The sequence below is a fragment of the Bradyrhizobium sp. SSBR45G genome, from assembly GCF_030159255.1.
Lineage (GTDB): Bacteria > Pseudomonadota > Alphaproteobacteria > Rhizobiales > Xanthobacteraceae > Bradyrhizobium.
Genome location: NZ_BSCT01000006.1, coordinates 170,755 through 197,573, shown reverse-complemented (window position 1 = coordinate 197,573; position 26,819 = coordinate 170,755). Strand labels below are relative to the sequence as shown.

Here is a 26,819-nt window from a genome sequence, read left to right as displayed (position 1 = left end):
TCAAGTCCCTGGAACGCGCGTTCAGAACTCTGCGACCTTGTTGGGCTCGGGCCGTGCGAAACGCGCGGGCTCGTAAGGCCTGGGGTCGACGATCGGGCTTGCGGAGGTCACGAGATCGGCGATGAGATGGCCCGCACCGGGACCGATACCGAAGCCGTGGCCGCTGAAGCCAGCGGCGACGATCAGGCCGGGCAGCGCGGCGAGCTCGCCGATCACGGGCACGCCGTCCGGCGTCGAGTCGATATAGCTCGCCCAAGTCGCCGTGATCTGGCTTTGCTTCAACGCCGGGAGGAGTTCCACCGCGCGCGCATGGGTGAGGCGGATAGTTGCCTGATCCGGCTTCGGATCGAGGATCCGGGTGGCCTCCATGGGCGTCGGCTCATCGAGCCGCCAGCGGCCGAGCGTCTCGTGGCCGGCGCGGAAGCCTTCGAGCCCACCCGGCAGCAGGCTGCGCCAGCGCTTGGCGAACATCGGCAGGAAGTGCGGTGCGAAGCGCAGCTGCTGCAACGTGGGATCGACGCGGCCGCGCCCGCTGATCGCGAGCGTGTGGCCGCCGTCGCCGCGCCGCGTGATGGAAACGGCCGCGGTGTGCAGCGCCGGCGGCAACGGCTCTGCCGATGGCGAGAGCGCGAGCGCCGAGGCGCGGATCGAGGCAATGGGAAGCGCGACGCCGAGCTGATGGCAGAACGAAGACGCCCACGCGCCCGCCGCCAGCACCGCAACCCGCGTGCGGATCGTGCCGCGCTCTGTGATCACGGCCGACAGCCGGCCGCCGCTGGTCTCTACGCCGCGCACGGCGCACATCTGATGCACCGTGCCGCCGCTCTTCAGGATCGCGCGCGCCACGGCGGGCGCGGCATCGGCAGGGCTGGCAGTGCCGTCGGTCGGCGACCATACGCCGCCCTTCCAGCTGCGTCCCGTGGCCGCGCCGCGCTCGGTAGCCTGCCGGCTGTCGAGCATGTGCGTGGTCACGCCCGCCGTCTTTGCGAACGCGCCCCAGCGCGCCCAGCCGGCAAGCTCCGCCTCGTCATTGCTGAGATAGAACAGGCCGCAGCGCGAGAAGCCGGTCGCCTCGCCGCTTTCGACGCCGAATCGCTCCCAGAGGTCGAGACTCAACGTCGCCATCGGCAGCTCGCGCGCGTCGCGGTTCTGCTGCCGGCACCAGCCCCAGTTGCGGCTGGACTGCTCGGCGCCGATCCGCCCCTTCTCGATCAAGGCGACCGCAAGCCCGCGCCGCGCGAGGAAATAGGCGGCGAACACGCCGGCGATGCCGCCGCCGATGACTACGGCATCTGCGCGCTCGGGCAGCGTTGGCGGTGTTTCGACATGCACCAGCGGGGCAGGCATGGGGTCTCTCCGGCTTTCGGCAGCATCAGGTTAGAGCGGTAACCGGCACGTCGGGCGCCGGATTCGGCGCCCGCACGGCATTTGATTCTGCGGTTGGCGATATCCTCGGCGTATTGTTTTGCATCGCATAATTCGGGCGAATGCGGCCCCATTCTTGCTTTGAGGAAATTCCGATGGCGCCACGGCAGAATTTTCTGCTGTAGTGGGACAGGACGCATCCTCAACGGGACCCGGCTGCATGAAGCTCGATCGCATCGACATCAAGATCCTGCACGAACTGCAGAAGAACGGCCGCGTCACCAATGTCGAGCTGGCCGAACTCGTCAACCTGTCGCCGAGCCCCTGTTTGATGCGGGTGAAGAAGCTGCAGGCGGAAGGCTACATCGAGGGCTATTCGGCGCAGATCTGCGTCTCCAAGCTCGGCCAGACGCTGACCGTCTTTACCGAGGTCACGTTGAAGAACCACAGGCAGATCGACTTCGCCCGGTTTCTCGCCGCGGTCGAGAAGATCGATCAGCTGATCGAGTGCCACCTCGTCTCCGGCGGCTACGACTACATGATGAAGTTCGTCACCGCCGGGATCGGCGAGTATCAGACCATCATGGAGCGGCTCACCGACATGGACATTGGCATCGAGAAATATTTCAGCTTCGTCGTGCTGAAATCGCCGATCGTGAAGCCCTATCTGCCGCTGACCAGCCTGTTCCAGATGTAGGATGCGGCGGTGCGCGGTCAGCGCTGGCAATAGGCCCGGACCTGCTCGGGATCCTGGCGCAGACGGTCCAGCCAGGTCGGATCGAGCTTCGGTACCGAGGACAGCAGGAGCTGCGTGTAGGGATGTTCGGGTCGTGCCATCGCCTCGGGCGTGATCTGCTCGATCTTGCGGCCGCGATACATCACGACGATGTCGTCGCAGATCGCCTCGACCACCGAAAGATCGTGGCTTATGAAGACGTAAGCGAGGTCGAGTTCGCGCTGCAGCTCCTTGAGCAGATCGATGACGGCCGCGGCAACGACGGTGTCGAGCGCCGAGGTAATCTCGTCGCAGATGATCAGCTTGGGATCGGCGGCGAGCGCGCGGGCGAAGTTGACGCGCTGCTTTTGTCCGCCCGACAGCTCGGCCGGGCGTCGCAGCCGCAAGGCGCGCGGCAGCTTCACCATGTCGAGCAACTGATCGATCCGGGCGTTGCGCTCTCTGCGGGCCATGCCGTGATAGAATGTCAGCGGACGACCCAGAATGTCCTCGACCGTATGCGCCGGATTGAGCGCCGTGTCGGCGTGCTGGAACACGATCTGCACCTGGCGCAACTGGTCCGGGTTGCGGTTTCGCGCGCTGCGCCCGAGTTCGCGCCCATCGAACACGACGCCTCCCGCAAAGGGCGGCAGGATGCCTGCGATGGCCCGCGCAAGCGTCGACTTGCCGCAGCCGGATTCGCCGATGATGCCGAGATTGCGCCCGCGCGCCACGCGCAGGCTGACATTGTCGACCGCCACGATCGCCGGCTGGCCGTCCGAGCGCAGCGGACCGTAGCCGACCGACACCTCGTGAACCTCAAGCAGCGCCTCGGCCGCAGCCGCGGACGCGTCACGCCGCACGTCATGATCCGGTGCGACGGCCGCCAGCAGCTGCTGCGTGTAAGGATGCTGCGGGCGCTCGAGAATGTCGGCGGTTGTGCCGGTCTCCTGCACCTCGCCATTCCTCAGCACGACGATGCGGTCGGCGATCTGGGCGACGACCGCAAGATCGTGCGAGACGTAGATGCCAGCGATGCGATGCGCTGATATCACCGACTTGAAGGCCCTGAGCACCTCGACCTGGGTGGTGACGTCGAGCGCCGTGGTCGGCTCGTCGAAGATCAGCACCTTGGGGCTCGCGATCAGCGCCATGGCAGCTGCGAGCCGCTGCAACTGGCCGCCGGACACCTGGTGGGGATAGCGATCGCCGATGCTCTCGGGGTCGGGCAGCGACAGCGCGCGGAACAGCGCCTTGGCCTTGGCGCGCGCCTCCACCAACGGCATCACGCCGTGGATGCGCACGACCTCGATCACCTGGTCCATGATCCGGATCGCCGGATTGAATGCCGCGGCCGCGCTCTGCGGCACATAGGCAATCTTGGCACCGCGCACCGCCGCCTTGTCCTTTTCCGACAGCGCGACCATGTCGAGGCCGTCGACCGCGACCGAGCCGCCGACGATCTTGCAGCCGGCGCGCGCATAGCCCATCAGGCTCATGGCGATGGTGGTCTTGCCGGAGCCGCTCTCGCCGATCAGCGCCACGATCTCGCCCTCGGCGATGTCGAGATTGACGCCTCTGATGATCTCGATCGTACGGCCGGAATCGGTGGTCGCCTCGACACGAAGATCACGGATCTGCACCAGGCTCGTCATCTACGATGCCTCCCGGTCGCGGATCTTGGTCGGGAGATTGTCGATCAGGAGATTGACCGCAATCGTGAGACTCGCGATCGCCAGCGACGGGAAGATGACCGCCGGCGCGGCATAGGGCAATCCGCCGATGTTCTCGCGCACCAGCGCGCCCCAATCGGCGTAAGGCGGCTTGACGCCGAGGCCGAGGAAGGACAACCCGGACAGCAGCAGCACGATGAACACGAAGCGCAGGCCCAGATCGACCAGCACGGGACCGATGATGTTGGGCAGGATCTCTGCACGGATCAGGTAGGACAGGCTCTCGCCGCGGATGCGGGCGACCACGACGAAATCCATGGTGTTGATGTTGACGGCGAGCGCGCGCGCGAAGCGGTAGGCGCCGGGGATGTATATCACCGCCATGGTCACGATGAGAACCGGGATCGAGGAGCCCACGGCGGCGACGACGACCAGGCTGAACAGCTTGCTCGGGATCGAGTTCAGCGCATCGAGCAGACGGCTCAACACCATGTCGACGGCACCGCCCATGATCGCCGCGATCACGCCAAGCGTGACACCAGCCGCGCCGGCGATGATGACCGAAGCCACGGAGATGCCGAGCGTGTAGCGCGCGCCCATCAGGATGCGCGAGGCCATGTCGCGGCCGAGATAGTCCGAGCCGAGCCACAGCTCGCGGCCCATGGGACCGAAATAGTCGCTGTCGACGATGTCGCCGATCGGATGCGGGATGATGGAGGGAGCCGCGAATGCCACCACGATCCAGAATGCCACGATCAGCGCGCCGGCTATGCCGACGGCATTGATGCGGTAGCCGAGCCGAGACCTGCGGCCGGCGGATGTGGCGTCGCTCGTCATCGCAGCCTCGGATTCGACAGGATGGCGATGATATCGGCTGTGGTGGTCAGCAGCAGGAATCCGAAGCAGAAGATGATGGCGCAGCTCTGGATCAGCGGCAGATCGCGCGTCGACACGGCATCGACCATCAGCTTGGCGACGCCGGGATAGTTGAAGATGGTCTCGACGATGATGACGCCGCCGAGGAGATAGGACAATGACAGCGCAACCGCATTCACGATCGGTCCGAGCGCATTGGGCAGCGCGTGGCGCAGCACAATCCGGCCGCGCGAGGCGCCCTTGAGCAGCGCCATTTCGACGTAAGGCGTATTCAGCGTCTCGACGACGGCCGCCCGGCTCATCCGGATCATCTGCGCCGAGATCACGATGGTGAGCGTGACGACCGGCATCGCGTAGGCACGGGCGAAATCATAAGCCGTGCGGATCTCGCTGGTGAAGGACACGGCGGGAAGCCAGTTGAGATAGACCGCAAACAGAAGCACGGCGAGCGTTGCGATCATGAACTCCGGGACCGACACGATTCCGATGATCGCGATGGTGAGGCAGCGGTCATACAGCGTGTTGCGCAGCATCGCCGCGGTGATGCCGAGCGTCAGCGCCAGCGGCACTGCGATGATCGCGGTGAGCCCGGCGAGCTTGAGGGTGTTGACGAGGCGTCCACCGATCAGCTTCGCGACCGGCATGTTGTTGGCATAGGAGACGCCGAGATCGCCATGCACCACGCCCGCGAGCCACCGCAGGAAACGAAAGATCGCGGGATCATCCAGATGCATCGCCTTGCGCAGGCCCTCGACCGCCTCGGGCGTCGCGGCCTGGCCGAGCAAGATGGTGGCGGTGTCGCCCGGCAGCATTGCGGTGGCGAAGAACACGGCGAATGAAACAATGATCGCGGTGACCAGCGCAATGGCCAGCCGGGCAAGGACGAGTGAGGCGATCCGATGTTTCAAATTGCAGCCCGCAAGCAGAGGATGGCCGCGACAGCGGCGCAGGTCTCAGCGACCGGCGCTGCCCGTCTCACACGGCATTCACGAATCGAGCCAGACATATTCAGCGAAGGCATATCCCATCATGCCGCCGAGCGGGCTCGGCTCCAAGCCTTTCAGCTTGGAGGAGGTGGCGTCGATGTTGGAAATATAGGCCGGAACGATGGTGCCCGCCTCCTCCGCGATCATCACTTGCATCTCGGCGTACATCTGCTTGCGCTTGGCCTGGTCGAGCAGGCCGCGCGCCTCGAGCATCATCTTGTCGAACTTCTCGGACTTGAAGCGGCTTTCGTTCCACGGCGCTTCGGAGGCGTAGAGCAGCGAGAACAGGATGTCCGGCGTCGGACGCGGATTGATGTTGCCGAAATGAACCGGCGCCTTCAGCCAGTAATTGTCCCAATAGCCGTCCGAGGGAACGCGCTGCACGTCCAGGGTGAGGCCGATGGTAGCGGCGGAGGCCTGGATCACCATGGCCATCTCGATCGCGGAGTTCGCGGCCTCCGAGGTCACGACCGGGATCGAGGTACCGAGTACGCCGGCCTTCTGGAACAGGGATTTCGCCTTGTCCGGATCGAACGGCTTGGGCTTGAGCTCGGCATTATGGAAGAAGTTCGCCGGTGAGACCGGCTGGTCGTTGCCGACGACGCCGAAGCCACGCAGCACCGATTTGACGATCTGCTCGCGGTTCACCAGGTGCTTCATGCCATCGATGAAGTCCTTCTTGTTGCCCGGCGCCATGTCGAGGCGGATATTGAGGTCGGTGTAGTTGCCCGTCGTCGACTTCGACAGTGCGATCCCTTCCTTGCCCTCGATCAACCGGAGCGAGCGCGGGTTGATGCTGGCGGCCAGCTGGATGTCGCCGGAGAGCAGCGCATTTACGCGCGCATTCTCCTCGGTGATCGCAATGAACTCGATCTGGTCGAGATAGGGACCGTCCTTGAAGTAGTTCTTGTTGCGCACCCCGATGGAGCGCACACCGGGCTCGAAGGCCTCGCGGACGAAGGCGCCGGTGCCGTTGGCCTTCGAGAAGTCCGTTGTGCCGTCGGCGACGATCATGAAGTGATGCAGCGCAAGGATCATCGGCAGGTCGGCGTTCGGGCTCGCCAAGGTGATCTCGACGGTGGTCATGTCGACCGCCTTGAATCCGGTCATCTGCGCTGCGATCTTGGCGACCTTGGAGCCAACCGCCTTGTCGAGGTGCCGCTTCAGCGAGAACACGACGTCGTCGGCGGTCAACGGCTTGCCGTCGTGGAAGGTGATCCCCTTCTTCAGCTTCACGGTCCAGGTCTGCGCGTCCCGGGACTCGATCGATTCCGCGAGCTCCATCTGCGCCGCGCCGCTCTTGTCGAGCGTCGTCAGCCGGTTGTAGAACGAGCAGCAGCGCACATAGTCGGTCGAGAACGAGGCCTTGGCCGGATCGAGCGTGTCGGCCGTCGAGGTCGACCAGCCCGCGGCCTTGATCGAGCCGCCCTTCCTGGGGCTCGCCGCGAACGCCCGCTCGGCGCGGCCGAGGATGGAACCGCCGGCTGCGAGTGCGACGCCGTTGGCGACCATCATCTTCAGAAGATCACGGCGCGATGCGCCACGCCGGATCGCCGCCTCGACCAGCCCATCATCCTCAGCAGTCCAGTTGGTGATCTCGTCGCTCATGTCATCCGTCCCCTGTTTGCGATCCGGCAGAATGAAGCCGTCAGTTGCTCATCACGTCGCAGGCACGTGCTCCACGGCGTCGGCCAGCTCGGCCATGGAGTGGAAGTGGAAATCAGGCTTGGTGAAAGACGACGGCGCGATCGTGCCACCGTAACCCTGTTTGTCGTGGCGCCGCTCGATCCAGCAATTGGTGATTCCGAGCTGCCGGGAGATGCCGATGTCGTGATACTGGCTCTGGGCAACGTGCAGGATCTGCGACTTGCTGCCACCATCGCGTTCGACGAAATCGAACACCTGGGTGAAGAAGGCGGGGTCCGGCTTCTCGCTCCCGGTGTCGTCGACCGTGAAGGTCGCATAAAACGGCGAGCCCAGCTCGCGCTCGAAATGATCCAGCGCCCACCGCCGCGCATTGGTCATCGCGATCAGCCGGTAGCGCCTGGCGAGGCGCGCCATCGCCGCGGCACTGTCGGGAAAGGCTTTCCAGCGTGCGGCGGAATCGCGAAAGCGCTCGCCGAGCGTACTCTGCCTGGGCAGGCCGAGTTGCGGGGCAATGATGCCGTAGACGCGGACGAGATCATCCGGAAAGCGATCGGCATCGGCGGCGTAGCGTGCAGCGCGGTACAGGCTCAGCGCCTGCTCGCCATCGATCAGCTTGTTCGCTTCCGCCGCGATTTCGACGAGGCTCGAGACGATCCCGCCTTCGAAGTCGATCAGCGTGCCGACCACGTCGAAGGTCAGGTACCTGAATTGGGCGAGATCGAGCTTGCTCATTCTGCGAGGCCTTCCGCGTCGTTGATCCCCAGTGTGAAGCCGGCTTCCGGCGAAAACATCCGAATTGCGGGGGGCCGGCGGCACAAAATTGCGAATAGGAGCAGCCGCCAACATATCGGCGCTGCTGCACACGGGGCGATCTGCCGGTGCCCGCTTTCACGCCATCGCCTGGCGGACATCCGGGTCGGCCAAGGTCTGATCGAGCGTCCGCGCGGTGCGCTCGATGATGGCATCGATATCCGCATCGGTGCAGCACAGCGGCGGCGCGTAGCCCAGCACCCCCGTGGGGAAGGCGCGGATGACGAGGCCGTTCGCCCAGGCCCGATCAAAGATGCGGCGCGACGGCTCGGCGCCCGCCGGCAATGGGGTCTTCTTTTCCTTGTCGGTTACGAGCTCGATCGCCGCCAACAGGCCGCGACCGCGGACCTCGCCGACCAGCGGATGATCCCGCAGCGCACGCAGGCCGGCCATCAGCCGCGCACCGGCGCGCCGGCCGTTCTCCAACAGGCCATTCTCATAGAGGTCGAGCACAGCGAGACCGACCGCCGCGCTCACCGGATGCGCCGAATAGGTATAGCCGTGCCCCACCGCGGCCGCCCCTGCCCCGTCGGCGATCACGCCATAGACATGATCGGACATCAGCACCGCGCCCATCGGCACGTAGCCCGACGTCAAGCCCTTGGCCACCGTCATGAAGTCCGGGACGATGTCGTCGTTGGTGCAGGCGAACAGTGGTCCGGTGCGGCCAAAGCCGGTGATCACCTCGTCGGCGACGAACAGAATGCCGTGCTGCCGGCAGCGCTCGCGCATCGCCTTCATCCAGCCGTCGGGCGGCACCAGCACGCCGCCCGAACCCTGGATCGGCTCGGCGTAGAACGCCGCCACCCGCTCCGGGCCGCCGACCTCGACGATCTTGGCCTCGAGCGCGGCGAGCGACGCCGCGATGATCGCCTCGGGATCACTGCCGACGGGATTGCGGTACGCATAATGCGACGGGATCTTATGCTGCCAGTTCAGCGGCACGCCGAAATTGGCGTGGAAGGCCGGCAGCGCCGTCAGGCCCGCGCCGACCGTCGATGAGCCGTGATAGCCCTGCTGCAGTGTGATGAACTGGTCGCGCTGCGGCTGCCCCTTCGCATGCCAGTAGTAATGGATGAAGCGGACCGTGCTGTCGACGGCGTCCGAGCCGCCGAGGGTGAAGTAGACGTGGTTGAGATCGCCCGGCGCACGCTCGGCCAGCGCCGCGGCCAGCCTGATGGCGGGCTCCGAGGCGAGACTGAAATAGCCGGTGGCATAAGGCAGCTCGCGCATCTGCCGCGCGGCGGCTTCGACGATGCTCTCATGCCCGTAACCGGCATTGACGCACCACAGCCCGGCGAAGCCGTCGACCAGTTGGTGGCCGGAGGCATCCGTGACAACAGCGCCCTTGGCCGAAGCGAGAACCCGCGCGCCCGCGGCCTCATGTCCGCGATAGGACGCGACCGGATGCACCAGATGGGCGCGATCGAGTTCGATGAGCGAGTTGCTGAGCATGATGATCTCCGGTTCAGCCGAACGCCTGGCTGGCCAATGCAAATGATATGGGGGAGCGCCGCCTCGTATCGTCTGCGGCAGGCCTGTGCATGACGATGCCGCCGCCGACGTGATCGAGGCCGAGGCTGCTCAGCCAAGGCGAAAGCCCCATCTCGATGCCGGTATCGACGCGGATGAACTCGCCCTCGCGCCGGGCGAGAAAATGCGCGACCAGCGCCTTCGCGTCGTCGAGATCGGCGGCGACGACCGGGCCGATGACGAGGCCACGGCCGAAGCGGCGCAGCGCCGCAAAGCCGATCACTCGGCCCTGTCGCTCGAGCACGGCGAATTCGCCCACTGATGCGACATGCGCGAGCAGCCGACTGCGATCCGCGCCAAAGGCCGCGGCGTCGAGAGCGGCGACGAGGGGGATATCATCCGCCCTTGCGCCGCGCACGACAACGGACTGAGCCACCGCCTGCGCGAGTTGTCCCTGATGCTGTAGGATCTCACCCGTCCTGCGGAAGCCGAGCTTCTCATACAGTGGCAGCCCATCTTCGGTCGCGACGAGCTGTAGCCGACGGTCGCCGGCAAGCGTCATCGCCTGCTGCATCAGGCGCCGTCCGAGCCCCTGGCCGCGCTCGGCCTCATCGACGATCACCATGTTGATGGTCCCGGAATCGCTGCCATAGGGCGTCATCAACACGGTGCCGATCACCCGCCCGTCGGCAGCGACTGCAACGCAACCCTTGCTCACGGTGAGCGCGACCTCCCAATCCTCGCGGCGATGCGGCCATCCGGCCTGTCGCGACAGGCGCGTCGCAGCTTCCAGATGGTCGGGGCTGATAGCCATGAGCGTTGCCGCGGCGGAAATCATGTCGTGCGCTCCAGTTCTTTGGCGAGTCTGAGCGAGGCGCACCCGGCAGATCGTCTGAAGGCGCTGGGCCCCGCGACATCTTCCGCCGCAAAATCGGGGCAAAGCCGCATCTTATGCTGGCGTGCCGGCCTATCATCGGAGGCGAGATCATCGCCGGCATGAGGACCCATGAGCAGCATCCGTCCCAAATATCTGACTTTCGACTGCTACGGCACGCTGACCAATTTCGAGATGGCAGAGGCGGCGCGCGATCTCTACGGCGCGATTCTCTCCGAGCCAGCCATGGCGGAATTCGTCCGCGTCTTCGCGGCCTATCGCCTCGACGAGATCCTCGGCGCCTGGAAGCCCTATGCCGAGGTCGTCAGCAACGCGCTGGCGCGCAGCTGCCGCAAGATCGGCATTCCCTACAAGCCGGCGGATGGCGAGATGGTCTATCAGCGCGTACCGACCTGGGGACCGCATCCGGACGTGCCGGCGGGCCTCGCCAAGGTCGCGAAGGAAATCCCGCTGGTCATCATCTCCAATGCCATGACGGCGCAGATCCCGTCGAACGTCGCCAAGCTCGGCGCGCCATTTCACGCCGTGTTCACCGCGGAGCAGGCGCAGGCCTACAAGCCGCGGATGCGCGCCTTCGAATATATGTTCGACATGCTCGGTTGCGGGCCGGAGGACGTCACGCACTGCTCCTCATCATTCAGGTACGATCTGATGACGGCGCACGATCTAGGTATCAAGAGCAAGGTCTGGGTCAACCGGGGCCATGAGCCGGCCAATGCGTATTACGGCTACACCGAGATCAAGAACATTTCCGAGCTGCCCGGCGTCTTCGGTCTGTGAGCAGAGTGCCAGCGATGAAATATGTCTCCTACTGGCGCGACACAGCGACCGCATTTGCCGGCGGCCACGCCGGGCCCGTGGAGGGGCACTATGACGTCGCCGTGATCGGCGGCGGCTTCACCGGTCTGGGCGCCGCGCTGCAACTCGCCAAGGCCGGCGCCAAGGTCATCGTACTCGAAGCAGATCAAGTCGGCTCGGGCGCGTCGGGACGCAATGGCGGCCATCTCAACAACGGTCTGGCGCACAGCTATCCGGCCGCGAAGGCGGAACTCGGCGCCGAGCGCGCCATCGCCCTCTACAAGGCGTTCGACGATTCGATCGACACGCTGGAGCGCCTGATCGCCGAGGAGAACATCGCGTGCGATTTCCGCCGCTGCGGCAAGCTCAAGCTGGCCTCCAAGCCTGCCCATTTCGAGGCAATCGCGAAAAACTTCGAAGCCATCAACCGGGAGGTCGATCCGGAGACGGCGCTGCTCTCGCCGGATGACCTGAAGTCCGAGATCGGCTCGCCGTTCCATGGCGGGATGCTCTTTAAGAAGAGCGCGATGATGCATATGGGTCGCTTTGCAGCCGGCCTCGCCACCGCCGCAAGCCGCCGTGGCGCCATCATCGTCGAGCAGGCCGCGGTGACCGGGCAGGTGCAGGACACCAAAGGATTCAGCCTGACCACGGCCAAGGGCACGGTGCGTGCCGATCAGGTGCTGCTCGCGACCGGCGCCTACACCCCGTCGACCTTCAGCTATTTCCGCCGCCGCATCATTGCCGTCGGCAGTTTCATCATCGCGACGCGGCCGCTGACGGAGGCTGAGGCGGCGTCGGTGCTGCCGGGTCACCGCACCTACGTCAACTCGATGAACATCGGCAACTACTTTCGCCTGTCGCCGGACAACCGCCTGATCTTCGGTGGCCGCGCGCGGTTCTCCGCGACATCCGATCAGCAGTCGGACGCCAAGAGCGGCGCGATCCTGCAGGCAGCGATGCTGCGGATGTTTCCGCAGCTCGCAGGCGTCCCGATCGACTATTGCTGGGGCGGCCTCGTCGACATGACCGCCGACCGCTATCCCCGCGCCGGCCGTCAGGACGGGCTGTGGTACGCGATGGGTTACTCGGGTCACGGCGCGCAGCTGTCGACGCATCTCGGCATGATCATGGCCGATGCGATGCTCGGACGGTCCGACCGCAACCCGATGAAGGAGGCCGGCTGGCCGGTCGTGCCCGGCCATTACGGCAAGCCCTGGTTCCTGCCGTTCATCGGCGCGTACTACAAGACGCTGGATTGGATCCGCTGAGCCGTGCCGGCGGGTTGGCCCTCAGTAGCCGCGGCTGCGGTCGACGAGACCGACCGGATCGAGCCCGGCGCGATGCCGCCTGATGTTCTCGGCCACGGCGAGCGCGGCCGTTTCCGGCTGCGTGACGCTCGCGACATGCGGCGTGATCAGGACGCGCGGATGCCGCCACAGCGGATGATCCGATGGCAGCGGCTCGGGATCGGTCACGTCGAGCACGGCACCCGAGAGATGTCCGCTGTCGAGTGTAGCGAGCAGCGCCGCCTGGTCGAGCTGCGCGCCGCGACCGGTCTGCACCAGTGCCGCCCCTTGCGGCAGCTTGGCCAACAGCTCGGCATTGAGCAGGCCACGCGTCTCATCCGTCAGCGGCAGCAGGCAGATCAGGATGTCGGTCGTCGCCAGCATCCGGTCGAGGCCGTCAGCGCCATGATGCGTCGTGACACCGTCGATCGCGCGCGGACTGCGGCTCCAGCCGGACAATGGAAAGCCGAACGGCTTGAGCCGCTCCAGCACCGCCTGCCCGAGCAGCCCCAAGCCCAGCACGCCGATACGCCGCTCCTGCGCCTGGGGCTGCGGGACGGCGCGCCAGAGCTGCTGGCGCTGCTGATCGAGATAGACGGGCCAGTTCCGATGCAGCGCCAGCACGGCCAGCGTGACGTATTCCTGCATCATCCTGACGATGCCGTCCTCCACCATGCGGACGATCTTGATCTTTGCGGGCACCGAGGCGGCGTTGAACTGGTCGATGCCGGCGCCGATCGAGAACAGGATCTCGAGGTTGCGATAGACGCCGAGATCCGGCGGCACCAGCCAGCTGATCATGTAGCGGACCGCCGCGGGATCCGCCTTTGTCGGATCGATCTCGAAGGGCAGGTCCGGCAGTTCGCGGGCAAGCACCTCGCGAAAGATCGCGCCACGTTTGGCATCGGAGTTGAATAGGAAGGTCATGCGGTCATCCGAACGGCCGATCGGGCTGGTTGTGCCCCCTCGCCTGCCTTCAGACCATAGCGGGGACGGCCCATGGTCTGTGCTGAATGCAGAACAGGATTGAGAAGAATGTTGCGAAGATTGATCTCAGAAGCGTCAATATGCCGGCGTGACGGCACCATGCTTCCCTTGCGCCTCATCGGGGCCGATTGAGGCATGGCCGGCGGAACGAACGGCCGACAGGGAAAGCAGGCATGGACAGTCCGGACGTCGAGTCGCGCATCGTCGACGTATTCGAGATGCACCTGGCCGATATCGACAGCGTCGACGTCGCGCAGTTGCTCGCCTTGTCGATCGCCGTCCAGTGGCCGCACCGCGCGGAGGATTGGCAATTCATGCGCAGCATGGGACGCGGCGTCGTCGCGCTCGACGAGATCGGTCGCGCCTTGGGATCGGCGATGTGGTTTCCCTACAGCGATGGATTTTCCGCTGTCGGGATGGTGATCACCTCGCCACGTCTGCAGGCGCTTGGCACAGGCCAATGGCTGATGAAGCGCGTGATGGCTGAATGCGGCGGCCGCACGCTGCGCCTCAACGCCACCCGCGCCGCCTACCGCCTCTATCGGTCACTCGATTTCAAGCGCGAACAAACGCTGTTTCAATGCCAGGGTGAAGTGAACAGCCGGCTCGCAGCATCCGTTGCAAAGGACGCCATCCGCACACTGACCGAGGCGGATCTGCCGGCGCTGATCAATCTCGACGCGTCCGCTTATGGTTTGCGGAGAAGCGAGCTCATGACCGCGCTGTTTGCCCAGTCGCGCAGCTTTGGCCTGTTTCGAGCGGGACGGCTGGAGGCGTTCGCGATCTGCCGGCGGTTTGGACGCGGCCATGTGGTCGGCCCGGTGGTCGCCTCGAACGACAGCGACGCGATCGCGGTGGTGGAGCCGCATGTCACGGCTCACGCTGGCCAATTCCTGAGGCTGGACACTCACCGGACCAATGGCGAGTTCCGCGACTTTCTCGCTCGCGCGGGGCTTGCTCTGTTCGATGCCGTCACCACGATGTCGCTGTGGAGCGACATGAAGGGTGCCTACCTGCGCTGTAAGCAATCGCCGATGAGCTATGGAGTGGTCAGTCAGGCCTTCGGCTAGACCCTGCGTACCGATCAGAGCCAGCTCGCGATACGAGTTCTGGATACAGTCCTGGGCGACGTGGAGTCGGCATGCCGCTGCGGTGCCGCATCGGCGGTCGAGAATTGGAATGCCGAGCTTTTGGGCCCGCAACTTCGAGCCCCTCAATATCGCACCGCGTCAGCGGCGATTGCAGATTGGTCCGGGAACCGGCTCCTACGCAACCTCCTGCTCATAGGTCGAGGCCGGCGTCTCGGACTTCGAGCGGCGGTAGGCGATCGTGACGCATTCGGCGCCGAGCAGCTTGACTTGGTTGCCGACTTTGACGATAGCGCCGTCCTTGAATGCCACTTTGGTCCCAAAACCCGTCACATGGGCGCGGATCTGCACCTGCTCTACGGCGTCGAAACGGCCCGTGAACTCATCCCAGTCTGTGACCATCCGCTTCGTCGGCTGGGCCACGGTCACCGACGGCGCGGGAGCTGCCGCCGCATGATCCGACGGTTTGTCGCAGTTAGCGAGCATGAAGGCGGTGCCGACTCCGAGAAACAAGGTACTGTTGAGCAACGGACGGACGCCGTCGCTACTCGCGCTCATCACTTGCCGCGGTGAACCGCTCAACAGCTGCTCCCCCCACTCAACCATTGTGAGCATATCGTCAAATTCGGCGCCAGGGCTGCCTTTTCAAGAGATACAACGACGGCGCCCCTAAGGCCGAAACAAGCTTTTCCAGCTCGACCAAGCAACGCCGCTCTTGCGTCAAGAACGACACATTGATCGATGCCTTCAGCGGCTGCTTTCGCTGATTGACGTTGGCTATGCCGGACATGATTCGACGTCATTTGTCTAAGCGGTGCATTTCTCGCCCCAACGACTCCGGACCTATGACATGTGTACCGCGTTCGGCACTTACTGCCGCTTCGATCAATAGTCTCGACACTCGATCGACCGAGCTCGCTCTGGCCGACATTGGGAGGACCGGCTCCGCGATGCGTAGCATCAATCTCACAAGATCCTCGAACGGACGACTTTCCACACGCTCCTGATCCAAAAAGCCGGGACGCACGATCGTCAGCGACGGAAAGGCAAGCTGCTTCACAGCAGCCTCAACTTCCCCTTTCGTCCGCGTATAAAGAAAATAGGACCGAGGATCGGCGCCCACTGACGACACCAAAACGAACCGTTCAACACCCGACCTTCGAGCGTCTTGCGCAACTGTCAGCACCAGATCGAAATCGACCGCCCTGAAGGCGGCTGGGGAACCAGCCCTGACCCGCGTCGTACCTAACGCGCAAACGGCACTCTCCGCTTGCCATCGACTTTCTTGCGGCTGGACGATCCATCGATCGAATGGCGGATTTTCGAGCTTCACGTGCGCCGCGACCGGAAGCCTGGTTGGCGCGACGACCCGTGCAACGCGCGGATCCGAAAGAGCGATAGCGAGGACGCGCGATCCAACCACTCCTGTTGCTCCGCAGATCAGCAGCTTCGTCATCGCGGACGACCTATGGTGTTTCGGGCCGCCTGGTCGATCGCGTCCGCGACCGCCATCGGTCGCGAGATGTGTACCGCATGGCTCGCTGCAACTTCCCAAAGCTCGGCTCGGGCGCGGGACGCCATCTGGCGTTGGACTAACGGTGGAATGATCCGATCATCGGTGGTCAGCAAGTAGAAGCAGGGGCGGCTCTTCCATGCCGCCTGGGAAAGGGGAGTACCTAAGGCCCTGGCGGCGATTGGAACCTGCGATGCAGCAAGGAAGGCGGCTTGAGACGGTCCACAATCGTGTGCGAAAGCCTGAGGAAAACGTCCCGTATCGAAGAATAGAAAGTTATCCTGCGACAACTGCAGCGGCGCTGCCGGCCCGCCCCCGAGAAGGGACGTTACCGACTCGCCTATATCCGGGACGAAGGCAGCCACATAGACGAGGCCCGCGACATTGTCCGCCACCCCGGCGTGGGTGATGACGGCGCCGCCGTAGGAATGGCCAACCAGCAGAGCGGGACCGCTCTGGCGATCCAGAACGCGACGGGCAGCCGCGACATCGTCTTCGAGCGAGGTCAGCGGGTTCTGAACGATACTCACCGCATAGCCCCGCTGGTCCAAAATGCGATAGACCGATTGCCAGCTGGCACCATCTACCCACGCCCCGTGAACGAGCACGATGTTTTGCACGGCCGTCCTTTCAGGCGCTTGCTACAAAACGGATTGCGGAGCGCCACTCGGCGCAGCATCGTCGGTGATCGCGCTCAACGCCTTCTGTCCCGCGGCGAGGTGGAAGATCCCCAGGCTTTGCTCGTGCGGCGGCGCCAGTGCGATCCGGCTCAGATCCAGCTGAAGCCCATCGAAGGTGTCGGCAAACCCATGATTTACGTCGCGGTGATGCGCTTCGTCGGCGCGAACGATCAGCACAACGTCGCGCAACGTCGCGCCCTCCGCGAGCTTCCAGTACCTTTTCGCGATTTCCGGCGCCGGCGGATTGGCGCTTCGTCCCTCATCGATCTCCTGGAGGTACAAGGTGTAGCTCCAGACCGCCTCTTCCTCGAAGTAGCCGACTACGCGATGAGCCGTGCGCGGAGCCACGAGGTAGAGAGCGAAGAAGACGAGGTAAAACACCCACTGAGCCGCCAGGATCATCATACGTTCGAACCAAGTCGGCTTCGCGATTTCCACGAACGTCATCAGGTGCATGCGCTCGTTCTCGGCCTCGTCCAGCAGCGAGTGGATCCAGCCATGATCGTCGGACATGTGACGCAGGCACTTCAGGTGGGTCAGGGTTGCGGCCACCATGCCGGGGACCGCGGCAACGGTCTCGAGCACCACGGCGCGGTGGCCGTAGCGTTTTGCAAAGAACGTGTCGGCACCGAAGCGCAGGACTTTCGTGAAGCCGAGCGCAAAGCGGTCAGAGACCCCTTTTGGTAAACGATGGACGGGCAGTTGGTTCGGTGTATCCGGCATCCGGTTCTCCTTGGAAGGGCGCACGGCCTCCTCGCCTCGCTTCAGAAGCGGAGTCCCGCCGCGGCCACCGCAATCGCCATCGTCCGCCCCCTGGTCTGGAGCGGAAGGCGATGGTAACGGCCCCGGTGAACGACAGATGGCCATTGATTGGCTCACATGTCCGAAGATGGGATGTCGCTGGCATGCCAGTGGGGTACGCCATCGACAGTCAGAGTTGATCGCACATGGCACACGCTAGGAGGGCGTGCGCCGCCAAGCAAAGACCTGCGGGTATTCAGCGCATATGCTTAGGTCGAGGGGATGATCTACCTTAGTCGAGTTGGCGCACAGCGCGGCCGCAGGGTACCCTCACGACAAGCATCGTCGCCGGTCCCGAAGGTCGCACGCTCGTCGCGCGTTGGAGGCGATCGTGAAGATTGACAGCAGGTCCCCGACCGCGATTGATTTCATGCAGATGTCAGATCGCGTGGCCAGGCTCGCCTCTCTGAGCAGACAATGGGAACGCTTCGATCCGACCAGAATTGCGGGCTCCGTTCTGGACGCACTTCTGGGTCTGCTTGAGCTAGACTTCATCGGTCTCAGATTCAGCGCGACGTCTCATATCTTCCTGAGGGTCAGCACAACGGCAACTGCGCCCAAAGACGCATCGGCCCTGCGTGTCGCGCTATCGGCCGTTTTGGAAGCCGACGATCGTCAAAGAGGCTCCGCGACGTCGATCGCTATCGGTGCCGATCGCTGGCAGATCGCCCGAGTGTCCATGGGCGCCGTCGCGACAATCGGCGACATCGTGGCAGGGTCGCGCAGGGTCGCCTTTCCGGATCAGGATGAACAAGCCCTGCTGTCACTGGCCGCCATGCAGGCCGCCCTCGCCTGCCGCGAGATCCGCGCACAGAGTGAACGCTTGCTCCTCGATCCCTCGCGCACGGACGAGCTCACTGGCACCCAACTCGCAGAAAGTGAACACCGCCTTCGCCTCATCATCGACACCATACCCGCCCTGGTTTGGACCGCAACGCCGGACGGCATGGTCGAGTTCGTCAACCAGTACTTCCTGGATTATATCGGAGACACTTTCGATGCCGTTGGCGGCCTCAATTTTTACGCAATTTTCCATCCGGACGACCGCGACAACCTTCTGTCAACCTGGCAACGGACGATGGCCTCCGGTCGCGGGCATGACGTGGAGGGACGCATCCGGCGGAAGGATGGAGAATATCGCTGGTTTGCCTTCCGGCAAAATCCAATCGTCGATTCGGCAGGGAATGTGGTCAGGTGGTACGGCGTTATCACCGACGTTGAGGACCGCAGGCGGACCGCCGACGCGCTGAAAGCCAGCCAGGCCGCCCTGGCGGCCAGCGAGCAAAATCTCAGCCTCATCATCGACTCGCTGCCCATTCTCGCGTTCTCGGCCAGACTCGATGGCAGCGCGGACTTCATCAATAAGCAATATCAGGACTATGTCGGTCTGCCGGCCGAGCGCATTCTCGACTGGGGGTACATCGATTGCTGGCACCCCGACGACGTCGAGCCGATGCTGCGCCGCTGGTCTGAAGATCTCAACAGCGACTTCGCCACGAACCGCGGCCGCATCCGCCGGTGGGACGGCGAGTATCGCTGGTTTCATTTCGGGGCACGCAAGATCACCGATGCCAACGGCGCGGTTCGCTGGTTCGGGGTCGCTGTCGACATGGAGGATCTGGAGCAGGCAGAGCTGGCCCTGAAAGTCAGCGGAACCGCCCTCCGAACCAGCGAACACAGATTGCTCCAAATCATCTCCTCGATCCCGGGCCTGGTCTGGGCCGCAGATACCCGCGGCGGCACGACATTCTGGAGCGAGCAGTATCTGGCTTATGCGGGCATGCACCCTGAGGACGTTCTAGGAACCGGATTTCACGACCACATTCATCCGGACGACCGGCAACGAGTCATCGAATTCGCGGATGCCACCGTGAAATCAGGCACGAGCGCCGAAATCGAGGCCCGGCTGCGCCGCGCAGATGGCCACTACCGCTGGTTTCTGATCCGAGCCAATCCATTCCATGACGAAAATGGCGCGCTGACCCAATGGTTCGGTGTCAACATTGACATCGACGATCGGATCAGAGCCGAGGCCCAACTTCATCAGATCGAGAGCGAACTCGCGCGGATGACGCGCGTCGACACCATCGGCGAACTGGCCCTTTCGATCGCGCATGAAATCAACCAGCCCCTCATGGCCGTCGTCACCAATGCCAGCACTTGTCTTCGCTGGTTGAGCGACGCACGGCTGGACGTGCAAAAGGCCCGCGAGGCCGCGGAGCGCGTGGTGAGTGACGGGCACAGGGCGGGAGACATCGTCATGGGGCTCAGGGCGATGGTGGACAAATCGCCTCCCCGCATGGAGCGCGTCGATCTGCGCCGCACGATCGAGGACGTTGCTCGACTGGTCCGTCCCGAACTGCAACGGCGCAGCGTCGCCCTCTTTCTAGCGGGACCCGATATGCCGGTCACGGTCTGGGCTGACCGCATCCAATTGCAGCAGGTCGTCATGAACCTGATGATGAACGGCGCGGAAGCAATGAGCGACATAGGTGTTCCATCGCGTCACCTTTGGGTACGATGGACGATCGCATCTGACGATCAGGTCGTCGTTCGGGTTGCTGACAATGGATCTGGCATCGTGAGCGGCCTGCAGGCGCGCATGTTCGACGCGCTCTTCAGCACCAAGCCCGGTGGCCTCGGCATGGGCCTTGCGATCTCACGGAGGATCGTCGAGGCGCACGGAGGACAGATCAGCGCCGCCAACCAGGAGCCCCACGGATGCGTCGTCACGTTCACTCTTCCATTGATGATTTCCGAGGCAACCCCATGCCGGTGACCGACCGCGCATTGCCCCCCCTCGTCGCCGTCGTGGACGACGACGAGGGGGTCCGCGAGGCGCTCCGTGGCCTCTTCGAGTCGGTCGAGCTCGCCGTCGAAGCCTTCGGCTCGGTGCGGGATTACATGGCGAGCGAATGTCGAAGCAGGGCAAGCTGCCTCGTTCTCGACATCCGTCTGCCAGGGCAGAGCGGCCTTGAATTCCAGGACGCACTGATCCGCGCCAGCGAGTTCACCCCCATCGTGATCGTCAGCGCGCATGTCGACGTCGCCATGGCCGTCCGCGCCATGAAGAACGGTGCTGTCGACGTGCTCACGAAACCGGTCCGAGAACAGGATCTTCTTGAGGCGATCAATCGTGCCCTGGCCCGCAAGGAACAACAGCGCGACGACGGGGGGAAATTAGCCGAACTGTCCGCGCGCTACGCGACACTTACGGACAGGGAGCGCCAGATCATGACGCTCGTCGTATCGGGCAAGCTCAACAAGCAGATCGCCGCCGAGATCGACGTCGTCGAGGCAACCGTGAAGCTGCACCGCGGCCACATGATGCAGAAGATGAAGGCCTCCTCGATTGTCGAACTCGTTCGAATGGCGGACGCCTTGCGGAACGTCGGATGACACCAGTGTTCATTGGCCTGCGTTCTTTGATGCGCAAGCATGTCGTTGGTCGGACTTCCATTTGGGGCGGTCTAAGGCCCCGCGACCGATCGGCAGGCGGCCTCCGTTCGCCACGACCAGCCCGTTCATCGAGAAATCTCTGCGGCATGGTTCGTGAGGAGGCGCAGGCGGGTCACTTTGACCGGACCGTCGGCAAGATCATCTAGGATCGCAAACCACGACTGCACATGCGGCGTGCGGTTATGCGCCTCGAAATCGTCCAGACTTCGAAACATTTCATAGAAGACGAAGCGCCCAGGTCGTTCCTGATCTTCCTGCAGGAAATAAAGAAGATTGTTTCTCTCAGCCCGAACCTTCGCAATCAGCGGAACCGTCGCATCGCGCAACGCCGATTCCTTTCCGGGCTTGGCCTGGACTTCGGCCACAACGGCGTAGGCGGTCGACGGGATCTCGGCGTACCAGATGTCCGAATGATCCTCCGCCAACGCCGGTGTGAACATTATTGCAGCGAATGGAGCTGCCATCATCAGTCGAACGAGTGTACGCATAGTGCACCTCATGCGAGGTTTGAGGTTTTTGTAATGGCCGCCCAGTTGCGGGGGCGACTCTTAAAGGCGGCCGGCGCCAGGCTGCCGACGCGCTGCGACCGCTCTGTCGAACACCTGCTTCACCGGACCGAGCGCCTGAACGAACTCCAACTGCTCACCTTCAGGGCCCTTGCAGTAGATCAGCCTCCAGCCGTTAGACTTGCCTTCGGTGATGCCATTACTGTTGCTCGTTATCGACGCGGCCCGCCGCGCCTCCTCGGTTGCGACGCTGATCACCCGGTTGGCACGCACCTGGACCATGCCGCGGCGCGCCGATTCAGCTTCGAGATCGGCAATGAAGCGGTTGAAGTCGACATCGTCACCGATATAAAAACAGATATGCATCATGCGTGGGAAGGCCGGACTCATGTAATCGAGAGGCTCGGCGAACGCTGCGCCATGGCCGCTCGGCTGTGCGGCATCGCGGTACTGAAGCAGCTCGATCACCACGTTGTCGAATTGAACGAACCGCACATCGAGCCTTTGGGCACCGCTACGTAGATCCGGGATTCCCATGGTCATTGGATTGACGTTGCGGCGGGCCGCCTCGATCACCTGATCTGTTAACAACGTGTTGTGAATGGCGTCGCCGAAAAAGTCACCATCGCGCATCACCTCCGTGCCGCCGAGCACCTCGGTGTAGAACTCGAAGGCGCGATCCATGTTCTGAACCGTCACACCGAAGTGCTGAACGCCTTTCAGGCGGGCGCCGAGCGAACCGCCATCGCGAGCCGGACCACCAGCGGGTGATCCAGTCTGGGCAGAAGCCGCGTTCGAAGAAAGCGAAAGACCCCCAACGACCGCTGGAATTGCCGCCTGCAGCAATGTTCGTCGAGCCATATCCGTATCTCCCTGCATCATGGCCTCCTTTCATCCCTCAACACGGTTGGACTTTGCTTCCAAAGACGGATGGTGGCGATCGACGCCTGCATGTAGCCCGGAGGGTCGCTGTTGGATCCCAACGGGGCCCGGCTCGTGATCGTGTTCGTGGTCAGCGTTCCGCCCACATACGGCGCACGCAGTCCGCTGAGGATCAGATGACAGTGGACCGGAAAAAGCCCCTTCTCGGGGTTGTCGAGCAACAGGGCCTGGCACTCGCCCCGTCCCTTCATCGCCAGCTGTCCCAGTTCGATATCGGCATGGAAGTATTGCCGCGCGGCCTGGTCTGTGGCCCCGAAGCAGCCGCGCAGCGTCGCAACACGACGCCGATGCCCGTTTAACACCCTGCCGGCCCGATCGGCGCGCACGCTCCAGAAGCTGAAAAGCCGTTCCGCGTCATGGGTAAACGGAGCGAAGCCGATGCGCTCCGCCGCACAGAACCCAGCGTGTGCCGCAGCTGGTTCACGGACGCTTCGCAGAATGAAGATCTCTTCACGACCGCGATCGGTATCGCGCGGCTGTCCGGCACTACCTCCTGAAGTTCCAAGCGATGCGACCACCGCCGCGCCTAGCAAGCACATGTGCCAATTCATAGGGACAACCACCCCAAAGAAGGCGCAGTGAGACTGTGGATATACAGGCGCCCTCCAAATTCCGTTGCGCCTGTCGTTTCGGGATACGCTCCAGAGGGGTCCTGCAAGGTTTCGACAATGACTCCGTGCTCATTGAACGCGAGGACATGACCATATGGCTTGCCCAGCGGGAGAAGGGCGCGCGGCAACCGCAGCAGAACCTTTCGGAGAAAGGGATACGGCGCAAGGCGGTCAGCGGCCGGGTTGCGCGGACGAAACAGACCTAGCCAATAGCGGCCGCCCTCGCCGCGCGTAAGGTTGTCAGGGTAACCAGGAAGATTGTCGAGCAGAACCGACGCCTGATCCGTGCCATTGCCGATCCCGATATTTCTGGCACTGCTCGCGACCTTCCAGACTCTGTAACGGCCGGTCTCGCTGACGAACAGCAACTGCCCGTCTGCCGAAACAGCGATCCCATTGCTGAAGGAAAAGCCGCGTGCCACGATCACAGTGCGGCCCGTTCGAGGATCATAGGCCAGCACGCGGCCGGTGGCTGACTGCTCCATGATGTCGAGCACGCTGGCCTGATAAGTGCCGCCCCATTCTCTCGGTGCGAAGCGCGTAGACGAATCGGTAAAGTAGATCGTTCCATCGGGCCCAATGTCGAGAGCATTCGCGTAGCGGATCGGATCGCCAGGCGCCACCTGCTCGGCGAGAACCGAGATTCCTCCCGCCGCATCGATTGCTAACAAGCCGCGCATGGCGTCGGCGAGGATCATCCTTCCGCTCGCATCGAAAGCGATACCCAGAACACGACCGCCGGTCTCGGCGAGGATTTTCAAGTCTTGTCCATCTGGATCCAAGCAAACGATCGCCCCACTCGTCATCGCGGCGCAAACTCGACCGTCCCGCGCTATGGTGACATGCTCTGGTCCGACCTGGCCGCCCAGAGCGATCATCCGGAGGTGCTCGAGACGACGATTGGGAGCAAATCTGCCCGTGAACCCCGGCGGCGGGGGAGCAGCCCAAACGACTGGCGATGCCGGAACAGGGAAGAGGGCGAGGTAGCCGAAGAGAAAGGCGGCCAAGCTCGATGCAATCAGCGCTGCCAGCGTCCATCCAGACACGGCCTACCTCCCTACTCGTCGGCGTTCGTCAGCCAAATGGCACGCGACGAGGCTAAGCCTTTGCAGGGTCGATATGAAACGGTCAGCAGTCGCCAAAAAATATGCTTTGGTCGTATCATTGTTAGACGTTGGTACAGATCGCGATTGCGCGGCACTTTGCGGAATAGGCTTGCGAGCTAGACAGCTCCGCTGCCTGGCGACGCAGGACCTCAGCGTGGTGATGCCAGCTCGATCCACTAGTGCGCGCGAAAACGCTGCCGGCGCAAGCCGTTGAAGAATGGGCGATGGGCTTACTTTTTCGAGCCACCGACCTGGTCACGCAAGCAGGGCTGCGAGATCAAAGCTGAGGCATTAGGCAAGGATTACACGGCTGCAGTAGAGCGAGCCGAAACGGTCTTGCTTCCAGCATTCGACAGCTGGCGCTCGCGAGGACTGACCGACCTTGGTCCGCCTTCGCTTGTCCCAGGGACGTTTGATTGGCTGGTGAGCATCTTCAAGTCGCATCAGAAATGGAAAGAGATCGATCACAAGACCCAACGACTTTATGATCAAGGCTTGTCGCTCTTCGCCAACCATATGCTCAAGGATGGGACTCGAGCGGGCTCAAAGCAAATCGGTCAATTCACGAAGGGCTTCGTCGACGCTATCTAGGCAAAGCTGCTGGTTGTTGAAGAAAGAGACAAGGACGGCAATATCATTTCATCGCGAACGTCGGCATTTTGCGAACGCCGCCATGGTCGCTTGTCGGCGAGCCTGGTTCGTTGGCCACCGCGCCAGGGAGAAGGGCGTCCCGCCATCAACCCGTTCTCTCGCATGGGCCTGAAAGCTCGTGCGCCAAACCAAGCAGCACGAGAGACGCCAACCGCCACATGGGAAGAACTCGTCGCCTTTCGTCGAAAGGCGAACGAGATGGGTTATCGGTCGGTTGCGACCGCCGCTCTTCTCAGCTGGGAATGGCTGCAACGCGAGGAGCACGTCTTCGGCGCGTTCGAGATTTCCCACGACCGGCCGAAGGAGCGTCCGAACAGTGTCAAGGTCGTCCACCCCAAGAATGGGGAGGAGGCTTGGTGGCCTCTGTTCGACGACGCAGGCGAGACGCTGTTCCCCGAATTGATGGCCGAGCTCGATGAGATCAAATCGCGAATGGCGGCGGGCCTGATGTTTCGGCGCGATCGCCAAAGTCGCTGAGGGAACGCGCTCGTGCCCTGGATCACCCAGCGGCGAGATCTGCGGTATCTGCGGGCCGTGGTCAAAAAGATCATCAGAGCCGCGTCTCTGCGAAGCGAATTGTCCTTCACTTCATTCCGCCACGGCGGCTTCACGGAAGGGGCAGACAGTGACCTGACATACGCTGAGTTGCGTGCCGCAGGCCGACGCAGGTCGAGTCGACAACTGCCAACCTATGCGAAGCGGACCCGCAAACAGGTGATCTCGGGGTCAAAAAAGCGCCGGGAGGAGCGAACAAAAGCAGCCGGTTTGTCGGAATAGCCGCTGACCGTTTGTCGGAATGACTTGGCCGGCTATATCATACGTCCTTGAAAGGCTTGGTGGGCGCACTAGGGCTCGAACCTAGGACCCGCTGATTAAGAGACACGCTATCGCGATTGATTTCTCAAGAGAATTTTTCCAACTGCGCCAGTTTCCGGCCATTGCAGATCAATGGCTTACGGGGAGAACTCCAACTGCGAGTGCGCCTAGAGGTCCAACACGAGCGTGCGCGTCCTGGAGCCTGAGCAGCAGATGATGATAGTCTTGTTGGAGGCATGCTCTTCCTCGCTCAGATATTGGTCGCGATGGTCCGGTGTTCCTTCCAGCACACGCGTCTCGCAGGTGCCGCAGACACCCTCGCTGCAGGCGTAGTTGGGTGTGATTCCGGCCTCGAGGAGCGAACCCAAAATGGTTCTGCCCGCTTCCACTGCGACGGTGCGGTTGCTTCTGGCCAGCCGTACCTCGAAGCCACCCTCGAGCGCCGGGGCCTCCCTGGCCTGGAAATACTCGACGTGGACGCAACCCTCGGGACGGTCGGCCGCGGCGGCCTCGAACGCCTCCAGCATCGGCGCGGGGCCGCAGCAGTACAGATGAGCTTGCGCGGGCGCTTGTTTGACGATCGACGCCACGTCGAACATCCGCCCCGAGCGCTCGTCGTCGACGTCGACATGCAGATTGAGATGGACGTTGGGACGCAAGCTGCCAATCTCATCGAGAAACGCCGCGGCAGCACGCGTCCTCGCGGCATAGAACAAGTCCCAGCGGCGTCCCAGACATTCAAGCCGGCGGATCATCGATAGCAAGGGCGTGATGCCGATGCCCCCGGCGATCAGGACGGATGTCTCCGCATCTTCGCGGAGCAGAAAATTGTTCTTGGGAGCCGAAACCGTCAAGATGTCGCCCACCCTGACATGGTCGTGGAGGAAGCTCGACCCTCCCCGGCTCGCGGCGTCCTTGTTGACCGCGATGACGTAGCGATGCCGCTCGCGCTGGTCGTTCAACAGCGAATAGCTCCGGATCATCTTGTCCGGCAGGTGCAGATCGATGTGACTGCCGGCCGTGAATGGATCGAGTTCGCCTCCGCCCGGCGGCACCAACTCGTAGGAATTGATGCGTTCGGCCTCGTAGGTCATCCGCTTGACGCGAACCGGGATGACACGCTCAGCCGTGG

At 63.4% G+C, this 26,819-nt stretch carries 26 protein-coding genes; 8 read left to right on the top strand and 18 right to left on the bottom strand.

Translation table 11 applies throughout. The annotated features are described in order from the left end of the window. Positions 1-21 precede the first annotated feature (21 nt). The gene (locus tag QQL87_RS10550; RefSeq protein WP_284417454.1) at positions 22-1,347 is read right to left on the bottom strand and encodes an NAD(P)/FAD-dependent oxidoreductase; all 1,326 of its coding nucleotides are present in this window, start codon (positions 1,345-1,347) and stop codon (positions 22-24) included. A 238-nt stretch (positions 1,348-1,585) separates the two neighbouring features. On the opposite strand from QQL87_RS10550, the gene QQL87_RS10545 reads away from it, so the two are divergent. Further along, positions 1,586-2,062 (top strand): Lrp/AsnC family transcriptional regulator, encoded by a 477-nt coding sequence (locus tag QQL87_RS10545; protein ID WP_008962239.1) that lies wholly within the window; start codon positions 1,586-1,588, stop codon positions 2,060-2,062. Positions 2,063-2,079: 17 nt separating this feature from the next. Here QQL87_RS10545 and QQL87_RS10540 read toward each other — a convergent pair whose 3' ends face one another. From QQL87_RS10540 to QQL87_RS10510, 7 genes are all read right to left on the bottom strand, one after another. Then, complete coding sequence (locus QQL87_RS10540; RefSeq protein ID WP_284417452.1) at positions 2,080-3,735, bottom strand: ABC transporter ATP-binding protein; 1,656 nt, start codon at positions 3,733-3,735, stop codon at positions 2,080-2,082. Then, positions 3,736-4,590 (bottom strand): ABC transporter permease, encoded by an 855-nt coding sequence (locus QQL87_RS10535; RefSeq protein ID WP_284417451.1) that lies wholly within the window; start codon positions 4,588-4,590, stop codon positions 3,736-3,738. Then, entirely contained in the window at positions 4,587-5,537 is a 951-nt protein-coding gene (locus tag QQL87_RS10530; protein WP_284417450.1) for an ABC transporter permease, read from the bottom strand. The genes QQL87_RS10535 and QQL87_RS10530 overlap by 4 nt, the downstream gene beginning before the upstream one ends. A gap of 78 nt (positions 5,538-5,615) precedes the next feature. Next, entirely contained in the window at positions 5,616-7,223 is a 1,608-nt protein-coding gene (locus QQL87_RS10525) for an ABC transporter substrate-binding protein (RefSeq protein WP_284417449.1), read from the bottom strand. Positions 7,224-7,274: 51 nt separating this feature from the next. Then, positions 7,275-7,994, bottom strand: a complete 720-nt coding sequence (locus tag QQL87_RS10520) for an HAD-IA family hydrolase (protein WP_284417448.1) — start codon at positions 7,992-7,994, stop codon at positions 7,275-7,277. 156 nt (positions 7,995-8,150) lie between these two features. After that, positions 8,151-9,527 carry an aspartate aminotransferase family protein gene (locus QQL87_RS10515; protein ID WP_284417447.1) on the bottom strand — a complete coding sequence of 459 codons (1,377 nt, stop codon included), beginning with the start codon at positions 9,525-9,527 and terminating at the stop codon, positions 8,151-8,153. A gap of 13 nt (positions 9,528-9,540) precedes the next feature. Continuing rightward, positions 9,541-10,383, bottom strand: a complete 843-nt coding sequence (locus QQL87_RS10510; protein WP_284417446.1) for a GNAT family N-acetyltransferase — start codon at positions 10,381-10,383, stop codon at positions 9,541-9,543. A 168-nt stretch (positions 10,384-10,551) separates the two neighbouring features. Here QQL87_RS10510 and QQL87_RS10505 point away from each other — a divergent pair, with 168 nt between their 5' ends. Further along, the gene (locus QQL87_RS10505; RefSeq protein WP_284417445.1) at positions 10,552-11,220 is read left to right on the top strand and encodes a haloacid dehalogenase type II; all 669 of its coding nucleotides are present in this window, start codon (positions 10,552-10,554) and stop codon (positions 11,218-11,220) included. Between the two features lie 14 nt (positions 11,221-11,234). Next, entirely contained in the window at positions 11,235-12,509 is a 1,275-nt protein-coding gene (locus QQL87_RS10500; RefSeq protein WP_284417444.1) for an NAD(P)/FAD-dependent oxidoreductase, read from the top strand. 21 nt (positions 12,510-12,530) lie between these two features. Here the strand turns inward: QQL87_RS10500 and QQL87_RS10495 are convergent, their stop codons facing one another. Continuing rightward, positions 12,531-13,454, bottom strand: coding sequence for a 2-hydroxyacid dehydrogenase (locus tag QQL87_RS10495; protein WP_284417443.1), 924 nt, complete (start codon positions 13,452-13,454; stop codon positions 12,531-12,533). Between the two features lie 233 nt (positions 13,455-13,687). Here QQL87_RS10495 and QQL87_RS10490 point away from each other — a divergent pair, with 233 nt between their 5' ends. Continuing rightward, complete coding sequence (locus QQL87_RS10490) at positions 13,688-14,584, top strand: GNAT family N-acetyltransferase (RefSeq protein ID WP_284417442.1); 897 nt, start codon at positions 13,688-13,690, stop codon at positions 14,582-14,584. Positions 14,585-14,779: 195 nt separating this feature from the next. On the opposite strand, the gene QQL87_RS37250 is transcribed toward QQL87_RS10490, so the two are convergent. The 4 genes from QQL87_RS37250 to QQL87_RS10470 all read right to left on the bottom strand — a co-directional run bounded on the left by QQL87_RS37250 (position 14,780) and on the right by QQL87_RS10470 (position 17,518). Continuing rightward, positions 14,780-15,184: a hypothetical protein gene (locus tag QQL87_RS37250; RefSeq protein ID WP_349817262.1), complete on the bottom strand. Its 405-nt coding sequence runs from the start codon at positions 15,182-15,184 to the stop codon at positions 14,780-14,782. 217 nt (positions 15,185-15,401) lie between these two features. Beyond that, positions 15,402-16,058 (bottom strand): NAD(P)H-binding protein, encoded by a 657-nt coding sequence (locus QQL87_RS10480; protein ID WP_284417441.1) that lies wholly within the window; start codon positions 16,056-16,058, stop codon positions 15,402-15,404. Next, a complete protein-coding gene (locus QQL87_RS10475; protein ID WP_284417440.1) occupies positions 16,055-16,735 on the bottom strand; it encodes an alpha/beta fold hydrolase in 681 nt (226 codons plus the stop codon). The genes QQL87_RS10480 and QQL87_RS10475 overlap by 4 nt, the downstream gene beginning before the upstream one ends. A gap of 21 nt (positions 16,736-16,756) precedes the next feature. Next, positions 16,757-17,518 (bottom strand): alternative oxidase, encoded by a 762-nt coding sequence (locus QQL87_RS10470; RefSeq protein ID WP_284417439.1) that lies wholly within the window; start codon positions 17,516-17,518, stop codon positions 16,757-16,759. Positions 17,519-17,927: 409 nt separating this feature from the next. On the opposite strand from QQL87_RS10470, the gene QQL87_RS10465 reads away from it, so the two are divergent. Both QQL87_RS10465 and QQL87_RS10460 read left to right on the top strand, forming a co-directional pair. Then, entirely contained in the window at positions 17,928-20,375 is a 2,448-nt protein-coding gene (locus tag QQL87_RS10465; protein WP_284417438.1) for a PAS domain-containing sensor histidine kinase, read from the top strand. Then, positions 20,366-20,995: a response regulator transcription factor gene (locus QQL87_RS10460; protein ID WP_284417437.1), complete on the top strand. Its 630-nt coding sequence runs from the start codon at positions 20,366-20,368 to the stop codon at positions 20,993-20,995. The genes QQL87_RS10465 and QQL87_RS10460 overlap by 10 nt, the downstream gene beginning before the upstream one ends. Before the next feature lie 125 nt (positions 20,996-21,120). Here QQL87_RS10460 and QQL87_RS10455 read toward each other — a convergent pair whose 3' ends face one another. Genes QQL87_RS10455 through QQL87_RS10440 form a run of 4 tightly spaced genes read right to left on the bottom strand, consistent with a single transcriptional unit; the run spans position 21,121 to position 24,160 of the window. Then, positions 21,121-21,543 carry a putative quinol monooxygenase gene (locus QQL87_RS10455; protein WP_284417435.1) on the bottom strand — a complete coding sequence of 141 codons (423 nt, stop codon included), beginning with the start codon at positions 21,541-21,543 and terminating at the stop codon, positions 21,121-21,123. 60 nt (positions 21,544-21,603) lie between these two features. Further along, positions 21,604-22,440: a VOC family protein gene (locus tag QQL87_RS10450; protein ID WP_284417434.1), complete on the bottom strand. Its 837-nt coding sequence runs from the start codon at positions 22,438-22,440 to the stop codon at positions 21,604-21,606. Then, positions 22,440-23,054 carry a hypothetical protein gene (locus QQL87_RS10445; protein WP_284417433.1) on the bottom strand — a complete coding sequence of 205 codons (615 nt, stop codon included), beginning with the start codon at positions 23,052-23,054 and terminating at the stop codon, positions 22,440-22,442. The genes QQL87_RS10450 and QQL87_RS10445 overlap by 1 nt, the downstream gene beginning before the upstream one ends. Then, positions 23,051-24,160 (bottom strand): SMP-30/gluconolactonase/LRE family protein, encoded by a 1,110-nt coding sequence (locus QQL87_RS10440; protein ID WP_284417432.1) that lies wholly within the window; start codon positions 24,158-24,160, stop codon positions 23,051-23,053. The genes QQL87_RS10445 and QQL87_RS10440 overlap by 4 nt, the downstream gene beginning before the upstream one ends. A gap of 270 nt (positions 24,161-24,430) precedes the next feature. Between QQL87_RS10440 and QQL87_RS10435 the strand changes: the two genes are divergently transcribed. Both QQL87_RS10435 and QQL87_RS10430 read left to right on the top strand, forming a co-directional pair. Then, complete coding sequence (locus QQL87_RS10435; RefSeq protein ID WP_284417431.1) at positions 24,431-24,811, top strand: hypothetical protein; 381 nt, start codon at positions 24,431-24,433, stop codon at positions 24,809-24,811. 162 nt (positions 24,812-24,973) lie between these two features. Further along, the gene (locus tag QQL87_RS10430) at positions 24,974-25,348 is read left to right on the top strand and encodes a hypothetical protein (protein ID WP_284417430.1); all 375 of its coding nucleotides are present in this window, start codon (positions 24,974-24,976) and stop codon (positions 25,346-25,348) included. 506 nt (positions 25,349-25,854) lie between these two features. On the opposite strand, the gene QQL87_RS10425 is transcribed toward QQL87_RS10430, so the two are convergent. Further along, a complete protein-coding gene (locus QQL87_RS10425; protein WP_284417429.1) occupies positions 25,855-26,781 on the bottom strand; it encodes a PDR/VanB family oxidoreductase in 927 nt (308 codons plus the stop codon). Positions 26,782-26,819 lie beyond the last annotated feature (38 nt).